Source organism: Corynebacterium sp. NML120713 (genome assembly GCF_001875735.1).
Classification (GTDB): Bacteria; Actinomycetota; Actinomycetes; order Mycobacteriales; family Mycobacteriaceae; genus Corynebacterium; species Corynebacterium pseudogenitalium.
Genome location: NZ_MLCR01000017.1, coordinates 57,108 through 77,700, shown reverse-complemented (window position 1 = coordinate 77,700; position 20,593 = coordinate 57,108). Strand labels below are relative to the sequence as shown.

Genomic DNA, 20,593 nt, shown 5'->3' with positions numbered 1-20,593 from the left:
CCGGCATTGATGGTCAGTGGAACCCCAGCTTAGGCGTGAGAAAAGGGTGGGCTGGACGCAGCTAAACACACACAAAATGTCCCTTATCGCGACACGCCGTAAAAACACACAAAATGTCCCTTAAGCCTGGCTTGGTGGGGCCAGTGACAAAAGACGCAACCCAATTTGGTCAGCTATCTAAAGTGCCAGTTCAGAAAAGTGCTAGATAATTAGCGCTGTCAGATTTGTCATTCCTGCCAGTTTCCTGTGCACCACAATCCCGGTTTTCAACGAACCTGCGTGGTGTTTCCCCAGGTCGCGAAAACACCAACCAGGAATTTGGTGCGTTGGGAGTGGGTGAAAAGGATAACACTAGCGACGACGCTCGGGGCTGCTCGCTTCGAGAAGTATTTCACTACCCGCACCCAACGGCTTCCAATCCGTTACTTCGGCCGTGACATAAACGACGAGAAATTAACAGTGCTGATAAAAGACCGAGGCCACTCCTCGTCGTCGGTCAAAAGCATGTCCTCCCACAAACGTGACACGGCCGCCCCGGGCTCAATAGGCTCATCGATTGTCCCTAACGCGGTGGAATAGCTATACATATTCCATTCATCCTCGTTAACCGGTTCATCACTCTGAGCCTGGAGATCATGGAGCAAGTTCTCTTTCACAACGGGATCCGACTCATCAACCTCCACATCAGCGACCAGATAGACGGTCGTGAACTGTTTTACGCGCTCCACTCGTTCAAGATAGCGCTGATAGCACCGAGGAAGATCCTCCTCTTTGGCAAGGAAGTAGGTTCTAGTCAGGGTAATTTCGCTGGACATTACTTGGGGTTCCAATTCGTGTCATAGGCACCCGAAGGACGGTATTTTCTCTGCGGGTAGCAATGCCTCTTATGGGCGTTGTTGAACTTGCTCACGTACAGGTTAGCTTCTTTTTCAGTGTCGTCAGGGTCCAATGGATGGTTGCCCATGACAAAAGCCCACAATAGGATTGCCCGGGCATTCTCCACTACTTGGCATTTCACAGTGACCATGCCCAGTTCATTTGACAAAAGACGCAACCCAATTTGGTCGGCTATATAAAACGCCAGGTAAAAAAGTGCTAGATAATTAGCGCTGTCAGATTTGTCATTCCTGCCAGTTTCCTGTGCACCACAATCCCGGTTTTCAACGAACCTGCGTGGTGTTTCCCCAGGTCGCGAAAACATTAACCCGGAATTTGGTGCGAAGCGCTTAACGAAGCGTCCACGCCGCATATCAGCAGCGCACACCGAGTAAGGTGAACTGGAATACTGTGCTCTGAAGGAACCCCCATGACGAACCCGTACCAGTCAAACGAGAGCCACCCCGGCACTGACGAGTGGGCAGCTCAGCAACCTCAGCAGCAGTACCAGCAGCCGTACTACCAGCAGCCGTATCAGCCGCAACCCCCGTACCAGCAGCAGCAGAAGAGCAGTACTGGCCTGGTGGTGGCGTTGTCGGTGTTGGGGACGTTGTTGTTGCTTGGGATCGCGGGTGCGGTGGCGTTTTTGTTCGTGCGTTCCGACGGGTCGAATGGTGAGCAGCAGGATCCGGTGATTGTGACGGAGGTTGAGACGGTCACCCCAGAAAGCCAGAACAACCAGGGCAGCAAGCCTAATGTGAACCGGCGTGAGCCGATGGGGTCGAGTGCGGGGTTCTCGAACGCGACGGCGGAGACCGGGAATACGTCGTCGGAGTTCGCGGGCAATGTGTTGGCTGTGTTTAATGAGCGGGCTGCGGCCACTGGTGAGTTCCCGGGGTCGTTGAGTGTGTATAGCCCGGTGACGGGGCAGACGTACACGATGTCGTGCTGGCCGGCGGGTGGGGGAGCCCGGTGCCAGGGCGGTAATAACGCGTCGGTGTATTTGTACTAATGGCGTTGTATCCTCGCCCGTTGTCGGTGGGCGATCATGTGCGTGTGGTGGCTCCGGCGCGTTCGTTGGCGTATGTGGAGCAGGGCTCGGCGGGTCGTTTTGTGGCTGAGTTGGCCACGCGGCGCCTGGAGCAGCTTGGCCTGTCGGTGAGTTTTGGGGCGAATGTGCGGGTCTCGGATATGTTTTGGTCTGCGCCGGGCAAGTTGCGGGCTGAGGATCTTATCGACGCCTACTCCGACCCTTCTGTTGACGGCATCATGAGCGTGATCGGCGGCTTCACGAGTAACGAGATCCTGCCGCACCTGGATTTTGATGTGATTGCGGAGCACCCGAAGTTTTTGTGTGGGAATTCGGATGTATCGGCGTTGGCGAATGCGGTGTATGCGAAGACGGGCCAGGTGGTCTACGTGGGCCCGCATTGGTCGACGTTGGGGATGCGCGATTTCGGCGAGGTGACGCGTGATGCGTTTGTGCAGGCGGCGTTTACTGATGGGCCGATCGTGTGGGAGCCGGGGGACTGGTACACGGACGATGACTGGTTTATTAACCAGGATGGTCGTGTGCAGGAGCCGGATGATGGCTGGTGGGTGATCCAGGAGGGCCGCGCTGAGGGGGTTGCGCTTGGGTCGAATTTGGGCACGTTGGGGTTGTTGTCGGGCACGGAGTTCATGCCGTCCCTGAACGATGCGGTGTTGTTTGCGGAGGTGACGGGGAAGTACACCGTGATGGATTTCCGGCGTGAGCTGGTGTCGTTGTTGCAGGCCCCGGATGGTCACGGGATTGAGGGCTTGGTGATTGGGCGTTTCCAGACCGCGAGCCGTGTCACGAGGGTGATGGTGGAGGAGATGGTGGCGTCGATACCTGAGCTGAGGGGGAAGCCGGTGGTGGCGAACGCATCGTTTGGGCACACGAACCCGTTGTTGACGTTCCCGGTTGGCGGGCGTGTGGATGTTTCGGTGGAGGGGGGAGAGGCGTCGATTCGTTTTCCTAGAGTGTAGTTTGTCCCTATGACTGATTCGACGCCGGGTCAACGTTGGACCTTCTTTGCAGTGATTTCGCTCGGTCTGCTGATGATCGGGCTGGACAATTCAATTCTGTATACGGCGTTGCCGGAGCTCAACGAGCAGCTGCACACTACCCCGACCCAGGGCTTGTGGATTATTAACGCCTACCCGCTGGTGCTGGCGGGGCTGCTGCTGGGCACGGGCACGCTGGGGGACAAGCTGGGCCACCGCTTGATGTTCATTGTTGGGCTGGTGGTGTTCGGGGTGGCGTCGCTGGCGGCGGCGTTTGCGCCGTCGGCGTGGCTGCTCGTGGGCGCGCGCGGGCTGCTCGGCATGGGTGCTGCGGTGATGATGCCGGCAACGCTCGCGCTGATTCGCCTCACGTTCCCGGACGAGCGGGAGCGCAACACCGCGATCGGTATTTGGGGGTCGGTGGCCGTGGTGGGCGCGGCGCTGGGCCCGCTGGTCGGTGGCGCGCTGCTGGAGGCGTTCTGGTGGGGCTCCGTCTTCCTGATTAACGTGCCGATCGTGCTCATCGCCCTGGCCCTGACGTTCTGGCTGGCCCCGGAGAACATGCCGAACCCGGCGAAGCACTGGGACTTCATTTCCTCCGTGTACGCACTGTTTGCGCTCTCTGGCCTGACCATGGCTATCAAAGAATTGGTGAACCCGAACTCCGGCTGGTCCCTGTTCGCGGTGGCGGCGGTGCTGTGCGTCGCCGGCGCGGTGTTGTTCGTGCGCCGGCAGGGTAAGCTTTCGGACCCGCTGCTCACCTTCGACATTTTCAAGTCCCGCATGTTCACGGGCGGCGTCGTCGCAGCAGCCGGCGGCATGTTCTTCATGGCCGGCGCCGAGCTGATGACCACGCAGAAGCTCCAGCTTGTCGACGGCTTCTCCCCCCTCCACGCCGGGGCGACCATTATTGCGATGGCGGCGGCGGCGATTCCGGCGTCGACACTTGGGGGTGCCTACCTGCACAAGATTGGCTTCCTGCCTCTGATCGGCGGCGGCTTCCTGGGCGCCGCTGCTGGTGCCGCTGCCCTGATCTGGGGTTCGGACGCGGGCAGCCTCGGCATCGAGATTGCGGCGCTGGCCGTGATGGGCTTCTCGGCGGGCTCGGTGATGAGCGTGTCCTCCATCGCGATTATCGGCGCCGCACCGCTGCACCGCTCGGGCATGGCGGCGGGCGTCGAGGAGGTTTCCTACGAGTTCGGCACCCTGGTTACCGTCGCGCTGACCGGCTCGCTGCTGCCGATGTGGATGGTGCGTAACCTGCCCGCCCAGCTGCAGCCGCTCGGCATGGACGCAATTTACGACGCCTCCACCAACGCGCTTGCCGCCCCCGCCTACGCCGGGGCGTACCACAACGTCCTCGTGATGATCGCCTGCGCGGCCCTAGTCTTCGGCGCGGTGACCTGGTGGTGCTTCCGCGATAACCCGAAGTCCGGCGACGCGAAGGTGGCGGCGTAAATGAGCGCACGCAGCTGGCACCAGAAGGCGTCCAAGCCGGTGAGCATCTGGATGTGGGTGTTCATCTTGATCGGGCTCACCCACACGCTGTTCCCTGAACCGGCGTGGCTGCTGATTCACATTTTCACGCTTGGCATTGTGGCGAACTCGATCGTGCTGTGGAGCGTGAACCTGACCGAGCGTTTCCTGCAGCAGCGCCTTCCCGAGGAGGCGCGCCCGGCCCAATTGCGGCGCACCTGGGTCCTCAACGCCGGCGTCGTGTTGGTGCTGGTGGGCCAGGTCCTGGCCAGCTGGTGGGAACAGCACTGGCTGGTCACCTGGGCCGGCGGGTTGCTGGTCGCTGTTGCTGTGTTGTGGCACGCGGTGGTGCTCGCCCGGTTGGTGCGTGATGCCGGGCCGGAGAAGCGGCACCGACCCGCCGCGATTGGGTACGTGGCGTCGGCTGCCTGCCTGCTGGTAGGGGTGTGCTTCGGCGCGGCCCTGTCGATGGGCCTGCCGGGCACCTGGCAGGAGCAGATCCGCCAGGCGCACCTGTTTACCAACGTTGGCGGCTTTGTGGGCTTGGCCGCGATGTCGAGCCTGAGCGTGCTGTTCCCGACGATGTGGCGGATCAACGGCATGCGGGACCGCACCCGCGTGGCCATTTGGGGCGCGGTGGCCGGGATTGTCTGCGCCGTCGTCGGCGCGCTGCTGGGGATCTCGCAGGTGGTCGCGGTTGGTGCGTTCGTCTACGTCGGCGCGTGGCTGTGGCTCTTCCAGGGCTTCGTGGTCAACGTGATCGACGTCCTGCGCGACCCGCGCGACCGCATCACCTACCCGGGCCTGTCCGTCTTCGTAGCGATGTTTTGGCTGATCGGCACGATGCTCTGGTACGCCGTGGGCCTGGTACGGACCGTCCCGGAGATCCCCACGCTGGCGCTCCTGCTCGGATTCGTGGCGCCACTGCTGATCGGCACGATGAGTTACCTGCTGCCCACCACGATGGGCGGCGGGCCGAAGGCGGTGCGCGCCGGGCTGCTGGAGCTGTCCCGGGGCACCTACTTCCGAGTCGTGCTGTACAACCTCGCGCTGGCGGTGTGGCTGCTAACGGAGCAGTCCTGGCTGCGGGTGGTGATGAGCCTGCTCGTGTTCGCCGTACTGGTGGCGTACCTGCCACTGCTGCGCAGGGCGGTGAAGGCGCAGGTGGCGGTGCTGCGGGGGCAGCGTGAGGCCCCGGTGGCGGGCGCCCACGTGGAGCGCCCCGCTGGGCAGTCCGCCCTCGCGCTGGCGCTGGTGGCGGCGATTGTGGCGTCCTTTGGCGGGATTGCCTGAGCCCGATTGCCTAGGGAGTGACCACGAACTGGCCGCGCTGTCCCTTTTCGGCGTCGGTCATCTGGTGGTTCACGAAGGTGTACGTCCCGGGTTCATCGAAGGTCATCTCGACGAACCCGCCCTGGGCGGCGAGGAGCCCGAGCGCCTGCGAGCCGGTGTCAGTGGCGTTTCGGATCTGGTACTGGCCTTCCTTGAACACGGTGTCGAAGATTTCGCCGACCACGTGGAAGCTCAAGGGATTGTCGGGGCCGACGTTGAAGAGCCACACCCGGACGGTATCGCCGACGCGGGCCGGAATCGGCCGCTGCTGGTACTGGTTGGGGTAGCCGTTGAACGCGGTGAGGTCGTAGAGCCCGGCGGCGACTCGCTCGGGGTCGGCGCCGTCCTCGCCGAGGAAGACCTCGTGTGAGAGGAGGACGTATTCGGCGTCGACAGGCGTGAGGTCCGGTGGGTCGATGACGACGGCGCCGAACATGCCGTTGGCGATGTGCAGGCTCATCGGCATGGTGGCGCAGTGGTACATCCAGATCCCGTAGCGGCGGGCTTCGAACTCGTACGTGAGCGATTCGCCCGGAGCGATCTGGGCCATATTTGTATCGGGGTTGACCTCGCCGGCGTGGAAGTCGATGGAGTGCTCCATTGTGCCGTCGTTGACGATGGTGATGCGGAACAGGTCACCGACGCGCCCGCGCAGTACGGGACCTGGCATTTTTCCGTCGAAGGTCCAGACGGGTTGGGTGACGCCGGGCGCGACCTGGCGCTCGCTTTTGGCAACGTGCCAGGTGTGTTCGTGCACTGTTCTTTCGGGAGCATCGGGCGCGGGAGGCAGCGCCGGGTCGCGGTAGACCAGGCCGTCGTCAGGCCCATCCGCGGCGACTACGGGTCTGGGCGCGGCGCTCGGCGAAGTGCTCGGGCTCGCCGACCCGACCACGACGTCGAACACCATTCCCATCGCCTTGTGACCGGCGATCGTGCACCAGCCCTGCGTGGACTCGGTGAAGACGCCGAAGTCGTGGACGACGGTGTCGCCGGGATCGATGCGCCCGGTGTACTCGCTGCCTAGCTTGAGGTCGTGCTGCTGGTCGTCGGAGTTGGTGATGGTGAGGATGAGGCGGGTGCCGGAGGGGACGTCGATACGATTCGGCGTGAAGGCCATGCCTTGGATGTCGACGTCGAGCGTGGTGGCGCCGCTGGTGTCGAGTGGAGCCGAGCTGTCATCGTCGACTGCGGTCGAGCTCAGCGCGCTGAACGCCACCACGAGTCCCACGAAAACGGCGATGATGGCCCACGCCAGGCCGTCGGAGGTCTGCCCTTTTTTATTCACGGTCCCGATCGTAATAAATACGGCCTGGAATAGGGAAAATCGGCAATTTCGGTTTAAGCTGGTAAAGAGCTCTGACCGAAGGAGGACACGTGGATTCGGCGACCCCGCTGACGATAGAGGGGTCTGGCAGTTTGCTGTGCACCAGAACCCGGGTTTTCGGCGGGGAGAAAAGACAAAAAACCTGGTCGTTGATTGTACGGAGTCGAATTTGGTGCGCTTTATCGCGACACGCGGCTTAATCCAAGCTCAACGCCATAGAAAAACCCTCGGGGGAACACAGAGTCGATGTCTGTGACCCAGATCCGAGGGACTACGTTGGTTAGAATAGCAGGCCTGATCAATGCGCCGATGAGGCCCTTAAACTGTATGTATGGAACCACGACTTGGGCCAGGTGTTATGGCGAGAAAGTGCGAAATAGCCTCTTCATTACGTTCTTTCAATAAATACGGCCTGGAATAGGGAAAATCGGCGATTTCGGTTTAAGCTGGTCAGTAGCTCTGACCGAAGGAGGACACGTGAATTCGGCGACCCCGCCTCAACCGACGACGGACCTGATGGACCGCGCCGCCGAGTTGAGCGTGAAGCAGCGAGAGGTGCTCGACCGCCTAGCCATGCACCCGCATGGTGCGCAGGTCAGCGACCTTGCCGAGGAAATGGGGATGCACCCCAACACGATCCGCGGGCACTTGGACGAGTTGCTGGCGAAAGACCTGGTCAACATCACGACGGCCCCGAGCGAGGGACGCGGCCGCCCGAGCAACATTTTCCACACGCGCACCCCGCACCACTCGACCGTGACTCGCGAGTACATCGGCCTGGTCAGGACGATGGCGGAGTGCCTCACGGAGGGCGATGAGGAGAAGGCGCGCGAGATCGGCCGTCAGTGGGCGCGCCAGACTCACAACGGGCGCGAGGTGCAGTCGGATGCCTCCGGGGCGTCTCAGCTCAACGCCCTGATCGCGATTCTGCGGGACCTCGGCTTCGACCCCTCCTACCCAAACCAGTCCGGCAACATTGGCCTCAACGCCTGCCCGTTCACGACGGTGGGCGTCAGCGCGCCAAGTTCGGTCATCTGTGCCCTGCACGCCGGCTACCTGGATGAACTCAGCGGCGGCATCGTGTGCAAGCTCGTTCCGTACAGCCGCCCATCGCAGTGTGAGGTCCAGCTATGACTATCGACGACGACGCCGTCCCCCTGCCCACCGCGGAACTGATGCGCCGCGCCGCCGAGTTGAGCCCGAAGCAGCGTGAGGTCTTGGACGCGCTTGATTCCTTCCCAGAAGGAGCCTTGCTCAGCGAGTTGAGCAAGGAGCTGGGCATCCACGTCAATACCGTGCGTGGCCACGTCGATGAGCTGGCGGAGCGCGGTTTGGTGGGCTGGCGTGTGGCCAGCCGCACCACCCGTGGTCGCCCCTCGCACGTGTACCACGCGCGCACCCCGCAGCGTCACGCTGTGATGCACGAGTACGTCGCGCTCGTCGAGTCGCTGATTGAGTCGCTCGCCGGCTTCGACCTGGACGCAGCCCGCGATTTCGGGCGCGCGTGGGCGCGGCGCAACGCGGACCGTTTCGGGGAGCCGCCCGAGGACTTCGAGGAGCTCGCCGCCGCGGTGCTGCGCTCTCTGCGCGAGATGGGCTTCGACCCCCTCGTCCGCGAGGCGGACGGCGACGCTTCCGTGGAAGTTGGCCTGCAGGCCTGCCCGTTCGTCGCCGCCGACGGCACCCCGCCCGCAGCCACGATTTGCGCACTGCACCAGGGGTTTATCGACGCCACCATCGGCCCCCACCACCTCGACTTCATGCCGTTCGACGCGTCGGGGCAGTGCGGGGCCCGGCTGGTTAACCGATCAGCCAGTCGTTCGGACTAAACAGCTCGAAGTACACGTTCGCCGGGTCGAGCTGTGCCAGGTCGTCGCGGATGGACTGCAGGAAACCCTCGCCGCCGCACAGGTACACGTCCGCGCCGGAAACATCCAGGTCAGCGACGTTGAGGCGCTGGCCTTCGGCACGGAAGTAGGGGTGCAGGGAGGCGTCGTCAAGCTTGTCGACGAGCATCCGCATCTCATCCGCCTGCGCCCACGACTGCTGTGACTCGTCGGCGTGCGCGACCGTGACCTTGCGTGGCGAGCCCTCCGCCGCGAGATGCCCCAAGATGCCGGTCATCGGCGTGGATCCGATGCCGGAGGAGATGAGCACCACCGGGTTTGTGCCGGGCTGCAATACCAGGTCGCCGGCGGCGAGCGTGGCGTCGACGGTGTCGCCGACGTTGACGTGGTCGCGCAGGAACGTGGACACTTCGCCCTCGGTCTCCACGGCGATGCGGTAGTGGGAGGCGTCGCCTTCGATGATGGAGTACTGGCGCAGCTGGCGCGCGCCGTCCGGCAGCTTCACGCCGACCGACGTGTACTGGCCTGGGCGCGGCGCCGTGAGGTCTCCCTCCAGGGTGTAGGCGTAGACGGTGTCGCTGAGCTGGGTTTTCTCCGTGACGGTGGCGGTGCGGAACACGTCGCCGGCTTCCACGCCGTCCGATTCGTAGAGCTTGCCTTCGTGCTTGATCAGGACGTCGGCCATCAGCCAGTACACCTTGTCCCAGGCCTCGGCGACTTCTGGGGTGACGGCGTCACCAAGCACCTCGACGATGGCGGCCATCAGGTTGTCGTGCACGATCTGGTACTGGTCTGCCGTGATGCCCAGCGAGACGTGCTTGTGCGCGATGCGGTCCAGCAGCTGCGTGGCGAACGTCGCTACCGACGCCGCCAGTGCCTTCTGCTGCGCGCCCTGCTTCTGGTTGCCACGGTTGAACGTGTCCGAGATGAGCTCGGGGTGGGCGGTGAACATCTTGTTGTAGAAGGTCTTCGTGATCGTCTGAATGTTCGCGCCTACCGGCGGGAGCGTCGCCTTGATGATCTCGGCGTGCTCGTCGCTCAGGTATGCCTGTTTCGGATTCGGTTTCTCGTCAATGAACATAAACACGAATATACTCGTGTTTATTAATCCTCAAGATTTTGGTCCAATCGCTCTTCGTCGCTGCGGCGCCGCGAGCGCTGCCAGCGTGGGGCGAAGATCGCAGCAGCGCCACCGCCGACGATCACGCCGATGACCATGCCGATACTGCCGCTCGGGTCACTGTCGAAGTCGTTAAAAGCGATTCCGGCTAAGGCGATCGCGAGGAAGATCCAGATGGGCAGGGTGGACAGCGTGAAAATCTTGGGCGGGCGGGGCCGCGGGGCGTAGTTCTGCATCCACAGCGCGCCGGCGGTTTGTGCGAGCGTGCCGGGCAACAGCGCGAGCAGTGAGTAGATGGCCACACCACTTGGCAGGACCCAGGCGAGGATCGCCATGATGAACGTGGTGGTGTACAACAGCGTCTCCGAGGTCACGGTGCTGGACTGGTGGAGGATCTGCTGCTGGTATTCGTCGTCGGTGCCCTGGTTTGCCAGGGCGATCTTCTTATCGCCGTACTGCTTCAACATGGGGTTATCCTTCCTGTTCGTCGCCGAAGAGGGCTTCAACGGTTTTGCCGAGGGTGTGTGCGATGTCGAGTGCGAGGTGGACGGAGGGGGAGTAGTTACCTTTTTCGATGTTGGCGATGGTCTGGCGGGAGACTCCCACCTGGGTGGCGAGTTCGGCTTGGGAGAGTTCCTGCCACCGTCGCCACTTGCGGACCATGTTTTCGTGTGTGTCTGGCATCAGCGCTCCTTTCTGCTTTGTAAGCGCCTACGACAAACAATAAAGAAAACGCGCCACTATGTCAAGGAAACTAGACAAAGAGGAAAGAGTGGGCGTCGATAGGCGCAAAGCTCTGCACTGTCGTGCATGCCTACGCCAGTGCCTGCGTACCTCGATAAGATCCTTGACCTCGTCCGCCATACCACCCAACATCCCACATGTGGGATGTTATGTGGGATGTTATGTTGCGCGGTAGCGCTGGCGGGGGCTCTTATGCGGCTCTGTTCGCTCCGCCTCTCCGGCGTCTACCAGGCGATTGAGTGCGTTTTGGACCGCTGTTCGGCTCAGCTGCGTCTCCGTTACGAGCTCGGTCGTGGACCAGGACTCCTTCGTGGCAAGGAGATCTTTCACTTGGTCGATGGCCGTCCCGTGCCGCTCTGCTGCGATGATTCTGCGTTTGTGAAAGGTGATCGTGAAGTGCGTGAGCGAGTTTGCATACGTCGGTGGGGGCATGAGCGCTTTGGCAAGCGCTTGTTCGATCACGGCGATTCCAGAGCCACGGTTTTCCGCGACGGGCCCGCCGTCGTCGAAGCGCAGTTCCTCCAGGAACGTAGAAAGCCGCTGGTTGCGTGAGTTGCTGACCCCGGCGTCGCCAAGGTTTTCCGTGGTGACTCCGCCGTAGAGGCCCCCAGGATTCGTGATCTCCAGACGGTCGGCAAACATCATGATTTGTACCTGGCCCCCACGCGCGGCAGGGGAGTAATCGCGGTGCATGACGGCATTGACCAGCGCCTCGCGTACTGCCTCCACCGGGTAGTCCGGCATGTCTTTCCTGTACACATCGCCGATGACGCTCGCGGTGCGCATGTTCTTCTTCACAAGTTCGACGCCCGCTTCGACCATTTCGGGAATCGTGCCGGTGAGCGTCGCGTTGTCCAGGAACCGAATTCCTTCCGCGACCTCCCCGATCTCAGTGCCTGGCAAGAGAGTAAACGTAATGGTCAGACGCGGGAAGAACTGCTGCGGGTACTCACCCATAGTGAGAAGTGCAGCGAGTGTGGGGTGTTCGCCATCGAGGATGCGTAGGCGCTGCATTGCTGTTACATCACCCTGCTTGAAGGTGCGCGGCCGCAGTGATTTCTGATGGGAGAGGTAGGGGGTGAGCAGGTCGGTATCCAGGTCGTCCGGGGAGGCGTCTGTCACTGGCTCCTCATCCCACGTGGGTTGGGTGCGTTCCTCGAGCAGGCGGTCAATTTCGTAGGGCTCGAGGCGCCGCTCGCCTTCCCCGGTACGAGTAAAGCTGCCCTTGTACATCCCTCGTTCCTTGACGTAGCAGGGCTGCTCGCGCGGGGGAAGGGTGGGCACCTCGACGACTACAATCACGGCCCCTTCGAACGGAACTGGCGTCACAAGCGGCCGAAGCACTGGTGAGAGCTGGTCACAGCGCGACGCGACCGCATCCTGGGCGCGCTGCGCATCGAACCTATCGAGCGGGGCGAAGGATGCGTCCTCGCTCAATCCGATCAAAATGACTCCGCCCTGCGTATTCGCAAACGCCGAGAGCGTCTCCAGAATGCTCTTCCCGACGTTCGATTTCACCTCAACTCGCGGTGTCTCACCGACCAACCGCAGATCTGCGACGATCTTCGATAACTCTTCTGCCTGCATAAACTCAACATACCACCCAACATCCCACATGTGGGATGTTATGTGGGATGTTATGTGGGAAGTAAGCTGGCGGCATGCCAACTCCAGTGCCCGCGTACCTCGATAAGATCCTCGACCTCGTCCGCGACGACGACGCCGGCGAGCCCGCCGACTACATCGAGTCGCTGCGCACCGCCGACCCGGACAAGCTCGGCCTCGCCGTGTGCACCACGTCCGGCCACCTGTACTCCGTCGGTGACGACAGCTACGAGTTCTCCATCCAGTCGATCTCGAAGCCGTTCGTCTACGCCCTCGCGCTCGAGGAGCTCGGCGCGCAGGAGGTGCACAAGGTCGTGGGGGTTGAGCCCTCGGGGGAGGCCTTCAACGCCATCTCACTTGACGACGCCACTAACCGGCCCTCAAACCCCATGATCAATGCGGGCGCCATCGCCGTGAACCAGCTCATCAACGGGCCGGATTCGAGTGTCGAAGACCGCGTCGAGAAGATTCGGTCGTTCTTTTCCCGCCTTGCGGGCCGCGAGCTGCGCATCGACCAAAACATCCTTGACGACGAACTGGCCACCGCGCACCGCAACCTGTCCATCGCGCACCTGCTTCGGGAGTTCGGCATGGTCCAGGACCAGGCCCACGACGCCGTGAATTCCTACACGCAGCAGTGCTCCATACTGGTCACCGTCCGAGACCTCGCCGTGATGGCCGCAACCTTGGCGAACGGCGGCGTCCAGCCGATCACCGGCGAACGCATCATGTCCGCGAAAGCCAGCCGAGTCACCCAGGCCGTAATGACATCCGCCGGCATGTACGACGGCTCCGGCCGCTGGATGGTCAACGTGGGTATCCCCGCCAAGTCGGGCGTGGCCGGTGGCCTCATCGGGACGATGCCGGGGCAGCTCGGTATCGCCTCGCTGAGCCCGCGCCTGGACAAGCAGGGCAACTCGGTACGCGGCGTGAAGATCTTCCGCGAGCTTTCCGAATCCCTCGGCCTCAACCTGATGAGCGCCGACTACTACGCGGCGCCGGGGATCCGGACGGTGGATCGTCGAGAAGCGAAGACCGTCGTGCAACTCCAGGGCATGATCAACTTCACCGCTGCCGAGAAAATCCTCCACGACCTCGGCGAATACCGCCTCGCCGGCAACCGCCTGGTGCTCGACGTCTCCCACGTGACCTCCTTCAACAAGGCCGGGCGCCTGCTGATTAAAGAAGGCATCAAGCAGATCCGCGACCAAGGTTTCGACGTCTCCATCTACGACCCCGACGGCGCCATGCCCGACTACGAGTTCTCCGACGGCACCAAATTCCGCGCCGTCAAAGACTTCTCCACCTCCTTCGAGGTCCCGGCGAGCCGCACCGAAGTCTTCCGCGCCATCACCAGGCCACAGGAGTGGTGGGACGAAACCATCGAGGGCTCCGCCGACACCGCCGGCGGCGAGTTCCACTTCCAAAACGACGACCAATTCGCCGAGCTCTACGTCTCCGAAGCCGAGCAGGGCGACCGCCTCGTCTGGCGCGTCGAGCCCACCGGCAACCTGCTCGAGGACCCCGAGTGGGACGACACCGACATCATCTTCGAACTTGAAGACGCCCCCGACGGCGACACCCGCGTCAAATTCACCCACCGCGGCATGCACTCGCACGAGGAAGGCTACGAGGAGGCCGCCGCCGACTGGAAGGCGCGTCTCCGCGACAAATTGCAGCCGCTGATCAAGCGCGAAAGCAAATCGGAGTAGACTGCGCACCAAATTCCCTCACGCGCTTCCCGTGAACAGGGCTTTTGCAAACCCGCCCCGAGAAAGTCAAGGAATCTGGTGCGCGCACCCACTCTCACATGTTCCGAAAGACGGAATTGGAGATGCGTCAACTTACTCCTGTGATTAGAACTAGAAACACCTGCGAAAGTGAGGTGACTCACTGCGCTGGATCTATTGTCGAAAGTCAAGGAGCGAACACCATGGGAGAGTCGAATGCAGACGTTGATGTGCTGGTCATCGGTACGGGACCGGTTGGCCTAGCGCTGGCGAACCTGCTTGGCATCCGTGGTGTTTCGGTCGCGGTCATGGAGAAGCGTGACCAGCTGATTGACTACCCGCGCGGGGTGGGTCTCGACGACGAGTCCATGCGCACCATCCAGGCGATGGGCCTGGCGGAGGAGTTCGAGCCGTACACGATTCTGCACCACATCATGCGCTTGGTCGATGGTGCCGGCAACGTCATCCTGACGAACAACCCGCAGGGTGAGCCGTATGGTTGGCCTCGTAAGTTTGGGTTCCTGCAGCCGCTGGCGGATAAGGCCTCCTTCGATGGGTTGGCGAGGTTCCCGCACGTCACCACCACGTTTGGCCGCGAGCTGGTCAAGATTGAGGAGGTCGACGGTGGCGTCCGCGCGACCTTTGAGGTCGTGCGTGGTGAAGAGGGGGAGGAGCGCACGGGCGAGCAGGAGCAGATCACCGCGAGGTACCTCGTTGGTTGTGAAGGCGGCCGTTCGTTTACGCGCAAGTGGATGGGGACGGAGTTTGAGGGGAAGTCGCCGTCGACAAGGTGGGTGGTTGTTGACGTCAATAATGATCCGCTGGGCGCCCCGAATGTGTACCTCGGTGCTGACCCGAACCGCCCGTACGTGTCCATTGGCCTGCCGCGCGGGGTGCGTCGTTGGGAGTTCATGCTGTTTGATGACGAGCCGACCGAGAAAGTCGACGAGGATGCCTTCATCGAGGAGCTGCTGTCGGAGCACATCCCGGAGGGCACGAAGCTGGACGTGATCCGCCGCCGCGTGTTCACGCACCACGGCCGGATGGCGCGGACGTTCCGGAAGGGCAACGTGCTCATCGCCGGTGACGCGGCGCACTTGATGCCGGTGTGGATGGGCCAGGGGTACAACTCGGGTATCCGCGATGTGACGAACCTGTCGTGGAAGCTCGCTGGCGTGCTGCAGGGCAACTTCAGCCCGGAGCTGCTGGATACCTACGATGTCGAGCGCCGCGACCACGCCAAGGCCATGATCGATTTGTCGATGACGTTCGGCACGGTGATTAAGCCGACGGATAAGAAGGTGGCGTTCGTGCGCGACACGGCGGCGAAGCTGATGAACCTTTCGCCGCGTGTCAAGGAGTACTTCGCGGACATGAAGTTCAAGCCGGTGCCTCGCTACGGCCGTGGCGCGGTGGTGGATCAGGCGACGTTGAAGCCTGGCGTTGCAGATCGTTCGAATGATCCGTCGCATCGCCCGCGCATCGTCACGTCGCGCGTTGCGGTGAACAAGTTGTCGCCGGTGGGCTTGCAGATCATCCAGCCGAAGGTCGAGTACAACGGCGCTGAGGTGCTTCTCGACGACGCCCTGGGCCTCAACCACGCCGTGGTGACCTGGGGCGTGGACCCGGCCCGCCTGTTCACGCCGGAGCAGCTCGCTGAGATGGCAAAGGCGAACGTCAAACTGGTGTGTGCGGTCAGCCCGACGCAGGTCGAGTGGGCGAAGGAGTACGTGTCGGCGGACACCGAGGTTGTCTCGGATATCACGGGTGCGCTGAAGGGCTTCTTTGATACCCGCGCGGTTGGTACGGTGCTTGTCCGCCCGGACAGGTTCGTTGCGGTGGCAACGCTCAACGCCCAGGCAGGCCAGGCGTGGGAGGCGTACAAGCAGGCTGCAAGCATGCGCGTGCAGTAATTACATACTGACTACTTCAGGGGCACTCAGACAGGAATGTTTGGGTGTCCCTGGTGTTTAACAAGTCTTTATCAAGGAGGTATCGCAAGTGAGCGACTCGAAACACTCGGCGCGGCCGAGAGACTACGCATATTCAGTGTTCGCCATTGTGGTGATGATGGCCGGTACCGCCCTTGTGACGACGAGCCAGCTCGGCACGCCGCCGGTCTCGTCGCCGGTGTATGCGATGACGCTGATCGGCGGGTTGAGCTTTGGCGGGTGGACGTTTGCGCTGAACCTGTTCCTCATTGCGGCGCAGTGGGTGATGCTGCGCCAGGACTTCCCGGGCCGGTACTGGCTGCAGCTGCCCGCGCTGCTTGTCGGCAGCGTGAGTTTGGACGGGTGGATGTATGTGTGCCGCCCTTTGGCGTCGACGAATTACGCGGCGCAGGTTGCACTCGTCGCGGTCGGGTTGGTGGTGCTCGGCTTTGGCGTGGCGATTCTGGCTACTGCCAACGCCGTCTTCCTGCCGGGCGAGGGCTTCGTCGCTACCGTTGCGACGCTGCGTCGAAAACCGTTCTACAAGGTCAAGCTAGTCTTCGACATCGTGTGTGTGTTGCTGGCGTTGGTGCTTTCCGTCGTGTGGGTCGGCCATTTTGAAGCTGCCCGTGAGGCGACGATCGTCTCGGCGCTGACTCTCGGGTTTATCGTGGGGGCGTTCACCCCGGTTGCCCGGCGGCTGGTGAAGCCGGTCGACTAAGGCAATAAGAAAATACCCCAGAGTAGCTCCGGGGTATTTTTTCGTGCTGTGTGAGCCCTTGACCTAGCCCTTGAACATATTCGTCTTGGTGAAGCGCTCCGCGTGGCCCATGCTCTGAGCGGTTTCCTTGGAGAAGTAAATCGCCAGCGAGGAAATCACGAAGAGGACCGAGATGATGATGGCCAGCGGGGTCAGGCCGGTCTCCGGGGAGACGAAGCGGGTCGCGACCAGCGGTGCGGTACCAGCGCCGAGGATGGACGCCGCCTGGTAGGTGATACCGGAGCCGGTGTAGCGCAGCTCGGGGACGAACTTCTCGGAGATGAATGCGCCGATCGGGCCGTACTGTGCGGGCTGGACCACGCATACGAGCAGGACCATGCCGATCCAGATCTTGGTTGGGTCACCGGAGTCGATCATGTTGAAAACGATCCAGATGCCGATGATGGAGACCAAACCACCGGCCAGCATGACGCGGCGTCGTCCGAGGCGGTCAGACAGGGCGGCGAGGCCCGGCATGACGAAGATCGCGATGGCGGAACCAACGGTAACCATCATCAGCGCAGTCGAGCGGCCGACTGGCGTTTCAGTTTCAGCGGTCGCGTTCACGATGTACGGCACCATAAACGAGCCCTGCAGACCTTGCACGAACAGTGCGGCGGTGCCGGCGAGCGCACCGAGGACCAGCTCGCGCGGAGCCTCCTTCAGCATGCGGACCAGCGGCACACCGGTATGCACCTTGCCGGCGCGCCGGGCGGCTTCGAACTCTGGGGACTCTTTTACGTTTGCGCGCATGAACAGGCCGACGATGACGATGGCTGCGGAGAACAGGAACGGAACGCGCCAGCCCCAGTCGGTGATGAAGTACTGCTCGGGGTTGGCGAAGTTGTCGCCGGAAGCCTTCGCGAAGATTGCGAGGATCAGCGTCGACAAGATGGCACCTGCTGGGCCGCCTGCGATGGCGACGGAGGCGCCGAAGCCCTTGTTCTTGGCGGTGGAGTTCTCCATGGCCATCAGGGTGGCACCGGCCCATTCGCCGCCGATCGCCATGCCCTGGATGATGCGCAGGATGACCAGCAGAATCGGAGCGGCCGGCCCAATCATCTGCGAGGACGGCATCAAACCGATGGAGATGGAGACAAGCCCCATCGTCATGAGCGTGATGACCAGGACGTTTTTACGGCCGTACTTGTCGCCGAAGTGGCCGAACGCCATCGAACCAATCGGGCGGGAGAGGTAGCCGGTGAGCAGGATGACGAAGGAGAGCATCGTGCCCAGCTTCGGGTCGATGTTCGCGAAGAAGAGCTGCGGGAACACCAGGCCAGCTGCGGCTGCGTAGAGCAGGAAGTCGTAGTACTCCACGGTGGAGCCGAGGAAGGACGAACCAAGGGCGAGGCGTCGCTCTTTCGGCGTGCGCTCATGCTTCGCGAGGTCTACCGGTGGGGCATGGGTGATGTTAGTCATGTGGGTCTCCTGAAAGGGATGGGGTGGTCAGCTAGCGCGCGGACCACGCAACGGAGTGGGAATAGTTTTCGGTTGCCTCAGGGAGAAGGCGTCCGTAGTGGTATTCGAAGGACTGCTGGCGGTAAAACTCGCGGGTAAGTTCTCCGCGCTGCGGCGTGGCGGCCTCGCGTCCGGAGTTGCCGCGGTACTCGCCCGTGGCCATGCGCCCGAACCAGTGATGGTCGTAGATCGTCTGGTCCGCCCACACCTCAAGCAGCATGAGGTGATTGGGCAGCTCCAGGTTCTCCATCCATGCGTAGTAGAGACAGCCCGGCTCGCGGCGGGTCTCGGTGATTTCCTGGGCGGTCAGCGCGCGCATCTCAGGGTTTTCGACGAAAGCGTTCTGGATGACAATGCTGACTGGCCCGCGCGCTGGCCACATGATGCGGGCGTCGTAGCCTGCTTCTGGGGCCCACACGCCGTCGGCGAGGACGTACTTGGACTGCTCGTAGATCTCCGTCGTGCCGTCCTGCACGAATGTGTGCAGGTGCGGCAGCTCCGGCAGCTTTTCGACGATCTCTGCGTAGTCGGACACGCTCTCCGCGAGGATCGCGACGGCGCAGTCCTCGTCCTCGACCGCCAGGGTTTGATAGGCCTCGGCTTGCTTGATGCCGTCGCGCTGGCGGAGGGATGCGACGTCGTGAAGAAGCTTTTCTGGAGCATCGGTAGCTCCGCGGTGAACGATGCGGATCATACGAGCTCCTCGAAGTCGACGATCCAGTCCGGCGCGGCGAACTCCGGCTTCGGTGGCTCGCGGCGCGCGACGATCTCGATGAGGTAGCCGCCGAGCGCGTCGAAGGTGTCGAAGTAGCCGAACTCGGCGGCGCCGCCGCGCAGGTTAGAGCCCATGCACAGTGGGTGGCCAGCCTCGGTCATGGAGGCGACGACCTCGTCCCACTCGGAGTCCTCCGTGGTCATCCACGCGAAGTAGTGGTGGATGCCCGGGCCGCGCTCATCGAAGAATTCGCGGTTGTAGTGGCAGTCGCCGTGGTTGACGGAGATGATCTCGAAGCCGAAGTCGCCGGCGGTGCCCTGGGCGGTGAAGTAGCCGGTGTCGCCGTCCTTGCCGCGGTAGTACGGCTTGTCCAGGCGGCCGAAGCCGGTCTCCCACGTCTTCATCTCGTAGCGCTGGATGCCGAAGACGTCGCGGTAGTGCGGCAGCGCCGCCATGACGTCGTGCACGAGGACACCGAAGTGGTACATGCCCTGCACCGGCTGGGGCGGGCGGGTGTCGGTGCTCACCTGGGCTGGGTCGGCCGCGGTTGCGGGGAGCATCTCGACGAGGAAGCCGCCCAGGTTCTCACGCGTGTCGTAGAAGGTGCGCGTGGCGCCGTCGACAGTTGCTGTGTAGGCGATGTCGTAGCCGAGCGCCTTGAAGTGCTCCGCGACCGCCTCGTCGTTGGCCGCGGTGGAGCGGACCTGCAGGAACGCGATGCCTTCGCGCTTGGTGCGTAGGAACTCGTTGAAGGGGCTCTCGCCGCCGGTTGGTTCGATGATCTCGAAGGTGAGGCTCGACGCCGGGCGCCCGCCTGGGCCTTTCTCGCCGTTCACGGCCGGGGTGGTGCCGACGGCGCTCCGCCAGGTTCCCGGGGTCGTCGCCAAGCGTCGGCCGTGCGCTACCGCGTCGGTCGGTGCGTGCTCGGCGGTGTCCCAGTCGGTGATGCCGTAGATGCGGGAGTACTCCTTGATCTTGGCGTCGAGATCGTAGACAACGACGCCGATGCGCAGGAGGTTCGTGGTTTCAATCTGTGTACTCAAGAGCGTTTCCTTTCTTTAGTAGAACAGAGACAAGTTCTTGACGAGGATGGTTGCCATATCGAAGCGGATCTCGCGCTCCAGCACCAGGAAGCCGTAGCGCGACTCCGGTGCCCGTACGATGACGTCGCGACGCTCACCTGCGATGGTGTCCTCGTAGCGCTCCCCGCGGGAACGGTAGATGAGGAAGTTCGAGCGGACGGCGAAGGCGCCGTCGCTACGCTCGTCAATGCGCAGGTTGGTCAGCATGTGGCGCGAACGTGACGGCGGCTCCTCGGCCCACGCCATGTTGGTGTTCAGGCGCACCACGCGCTGGCGCAGGAACTCCTTGGTCTCCTCGAAGTAGACCGACGTCCCCTTTGGGTAGAACTCTTCCTTACGCTCACGGGCGACGCGATTTTCGCGGACCGGCGCCCAGTAGTCGACGTCGTCGTGCATGCAGTCGAGCCAGTCTTCCCACTGCATGTTGTCCATCATTTCGGCTTCGTCGTACAGGAAGCGCGCGATGAGGCGCTCATCTTCCGCACCGGCAGGGGCCTGGGTCACTGCCTCTGACGCTTGCGTGTTGTTGCTCGCCATGGGTTTCTCCTTCAAAGGTCGTGTA

18 protein-coding genes and 2 pseudogenes are annotated in these 20,593 nt (G+C 62.6%); 10 read left to right on the top strand and 10 right to left on the bottom strand.

The window, feature by feature from the left end; all coding sequences use genetic code 11:
* Window positions 1-422 precede the first annotated feature (422 nt).
* A complete protein-coding gene (locus BJP06_RS09635; protein WP_071573689.1) occupies window positions 423-815 on the bottom strand; it encodes a hypothetical protein in 393 nt (130 codons plus the stop codon).
* A 491-nt stretch (window positions 816-1,306) separates the two neighbouring features.
* Between BJP06_RS09635 and BJP06_RS09625 the strand changes: the two genes are divergently transcribed.
* The 4 genes from BJP06_RS09625 to BJP06_RS09610 are packed head-to-tail and all read left to right on the top strand — an operon-like array spanning window position 1,307 to window position 5,673.
* Window positions 1,307-1,888 (top strand): hypothetical protein, encoded by a 582-nt coding sequence (locus BJP06_RS09625; RefSeq protein WP_071573687.1) that lies wholly within the window; start codon window positions 1,307-1,309, stop codon window positions 1,886-1,888.
* Window positions 1,888-2,886 (top strand): S66 peptidase family protein, encoded by a 999-nt coding sequence (locus BJP06_RS09620; RefSeq protein WP_071573686.1) that lies wholly within the window; start codon window positions 1,888-1,890, stop codon window positions 2,884-2,886. Before BJP06_RS09625 ends, BJP06_RS09620 begins: the two co-directional genes overlap by 1 nt.
* Before the next feature lie 9 nt (window positions 2,887-2,895).
* Window positions 2,896-4,362 carry an MFS transporter gene (locus BJP06_RS09615; RefSeq protein ID WP_071573685.1) on the top strand — a complete coding sequence of 489 codons (1,467 nt, stop codon included), beginning with the start codon at window positions 2,896-2,898 and terminating at the stop codon, window positions 4,360-4,362.
* The gene (locus BJP06_RS09610) at window positions 4,363-5,673 is read left to right on the top strand and encodes a hypothetical protein (RefSeq protein ID WP_083433273.1); all 1,311 of its coding nucleotides are present in this window, start codon (window positions 4,363-4,365) and stop codon (window positions 5,671-5,673) included.
* A 10-nt stretch (window positions 5,674-5,683) separates the two neighbouring features.
* On the opposite strand, the gene BJP06_RS09605 is transcribed toward BJP06_RS09610, so the two are convergent.
* Window positions 5,684-6,997, bottom strand: coding sequence for a multicopper oxidase domain-containing protein (locus BJP06_RS09605; protein ID WP_255365836.1), 1,314 nt, complete (start codon window positions 6,995-6,997; stop codon window positions 5,684-5,686).
* Window positions 6,998-7,513: 516 nt separating this feature from the next.
* On the opposite strand from BJP06_RS09605, the gene BJP06_RS09600 reads away from it, so the two are divergent.
* Complete coding sequence (locus BJP06_RS09600) at window positions 7,514-8,170, top strand: metalloregulator ArsR/SmtB family transcription factor (RefSeq protein WP_083433272.1); 657 nt, start codon at window positions 7,514-7,516, stop codon at window positions 8,168-8,170.
* The gene (locus tag BJP06_RS09595) at window positions 8,167-8,865 is read left to right on the top strand and encodes a metalloregulator ArsR/SmtB family transcription factor (RefSeq protein WP_083433271.1); all 699 of its coding nucleotides are present in this window, start codon (window positions 8,167-8,169) and stop codon (window positions 8,863-8,865) included. The genes BJP06_RS09600 and BJP06_RS09595 overlap by 4 nt, the downstream gene beginning before the upstream one ends.
* Here the strand turns inward: BJP06_RS09595 and BJP06_RS09590 are convergent.
* The 4 genes from BJP06_RS09590 to BJP06_RS09575 all read right to left on the bottom strand — a co-directional run bounded on the left by BJP06_RS09590 (window position 8,837) and on the right by BJP06_RS09575 (window position 12,334).
* Window positions 8,837-9,964, bottom strand: coding sequence for a globin domain-containing protein (locus tag BJP06_RS09590; protein ID WP_071573683.1), 1,128 nt, complete (start codon window positions 9,962-9,964; stop codon window positions 8,837-8,839). The two genes, BJP06_RS09595 and BJP06_RS09590, sit on opposite strands and share 29 nt — an antisense overlap.
* A 23-nt stretch (window positions 9,965-9,987) precedes the next feature.
* Complete coding sequence (locus BJP06_RS09585; protein ID WP_070975499.1) at window positions 9,988-10,470, bottom strand: hypothetical protein; 483 nt, start codon at window positions 10,468-10,470, stop codon at window positions 9,988-9,990.
* 4 nt (window positions 10,471-10,474) lie between these two features.
* Window positions 10,475-10,687 (bottom strand): helix-turn-helix transcriptional regulator, encoded by a 213-nt coding sequence (locus tag BJP06_RS09580; protein ID WP_038587567.1) that lies wholly within the window; start codon window positions 10,685-10,687, stop codon window positions 10,475-10,477.
* A 219-nt stretch (window positions 10,688-10,906) separates the two neighbouring features.
* A complete protein-coding gene (locus BJP06_RS09575) occupies window positions 10,907-12,334 on the bottom strand; it encodes an ATP-binding protein (protein ID WP_071573682.1) in 1,428 nt (475 codons plus the stop codon).
* 74 nt (window positions 12,335-12,408) lie between these two features.
* Between BJP06_RS09575 and BJP06_RS09570 the strand changes: the two are divergent.
* The 4 genes and pseudogenes from BJP06_RS09570 to BJP06_RS09560 form a co-directional block, all read left to right on the top strand.
* Window positions 12,409-13,650 (top strand): annotated as a pseudogene (locus BJP06_RS09570) (glutaminase); the annotation flags it as partial.
* A gap of 36 nt (window positions 13,651-13,686) precedes the next feature.
* Window positions 13,687-14,064: pseudogene (locus BJP06_RS12345) on the top strand (SRPBCC domain-containing protein); the annotation flags it as partial.
* Window positions 14,065-14,285: 221 nt separating this feature from the next.
* Window positions 14,286-15,995: a bifunctional 3-(3-hydroxy-phenyl)propionate/3-hydroxycinnamic acid hydroxylase gene (locus BJP06_RS09565; protein ID WP_071573680.1), complete on the top strand. Its 1,710-nt coding sequence runs from the start codon at window positions 14,286-14,288 to the stop codon at window positions 15,993-15,995.
* Window positions 15,996-16,083: 88 nt separating this feature from the next.
* Window positions 16,084-16,734 (top strand): DUF6198 family protein, encoded by a 651-nt coding sequence (locus BJP06_RS09560; protein WP_071573679.1) that lies wholly within the window; start codon window positions 16,084-16,086, stop codon window positions 16,732-16,734.
* Window positions 16,735-16,797: 63 nt separating this feature from the next.
* Here the strand turns inward: BJP06_RS09560 and BJP06_RS09555 are convergent, their stop codons facing one another.
* The 4 genes from BJP06_RS09555 to BJP06_RS09540 are packed head-to-tail and all read right to left on the bottom strand — an operon-like array spanning window position 16,798 to window position 20,568.
* A complete protein-coding gene (locus BJP06_RS09555; RefSeq protein ID WP_071573678.1) occupies window positions 16,798-18,195 on the bottom strand; it encodes an MFS transporter in 1,398 nt (465 codons plus the stop codon).
* Window positions 18,196-18,226: 31 nt separating this feature from the next.
* Window positions 18,227-18,928: a putative quinol monooxygenase gene (locus BJP06_RS09550; RefSeq protein ID WP_070975505.1), complete on the bottom strand. Its 702-nt coding sequence runs from the start codon at window positions 18,926-18,928 to the stop codon at window positions 18,227-18,229.
* Window positions 18,925-19,992: a VOC family protein gene (locus BJP06_RS09545; protein ID WP_070975506.1), complete on the bottom strand. Its 1,068-nt coding sequence runs from the start codon at window positions 19,990-19,992 to the stop codon at window positions 18,925-18,927. Before BJP06_RS09545 ends, BJP06_RS09550 begins: the two co-directional genes overlap by 4 nt.
* Window positions 19,993-20,007: 15 nt before the next feature.
* Window positions 20,008-20,568, bottom strand: a complete 561-nt coding sequence (locus BJP06_RS09540; protein WP_071573677.1) for an aromatic-ring-hydroxylating dioxygenase subunit beta — start codon at window positions 20,566-20,568, stop codon at window positions 20,008-20,010.
* Window positions 20,569-20,593 lie beyond the last annotated feature (25 nt).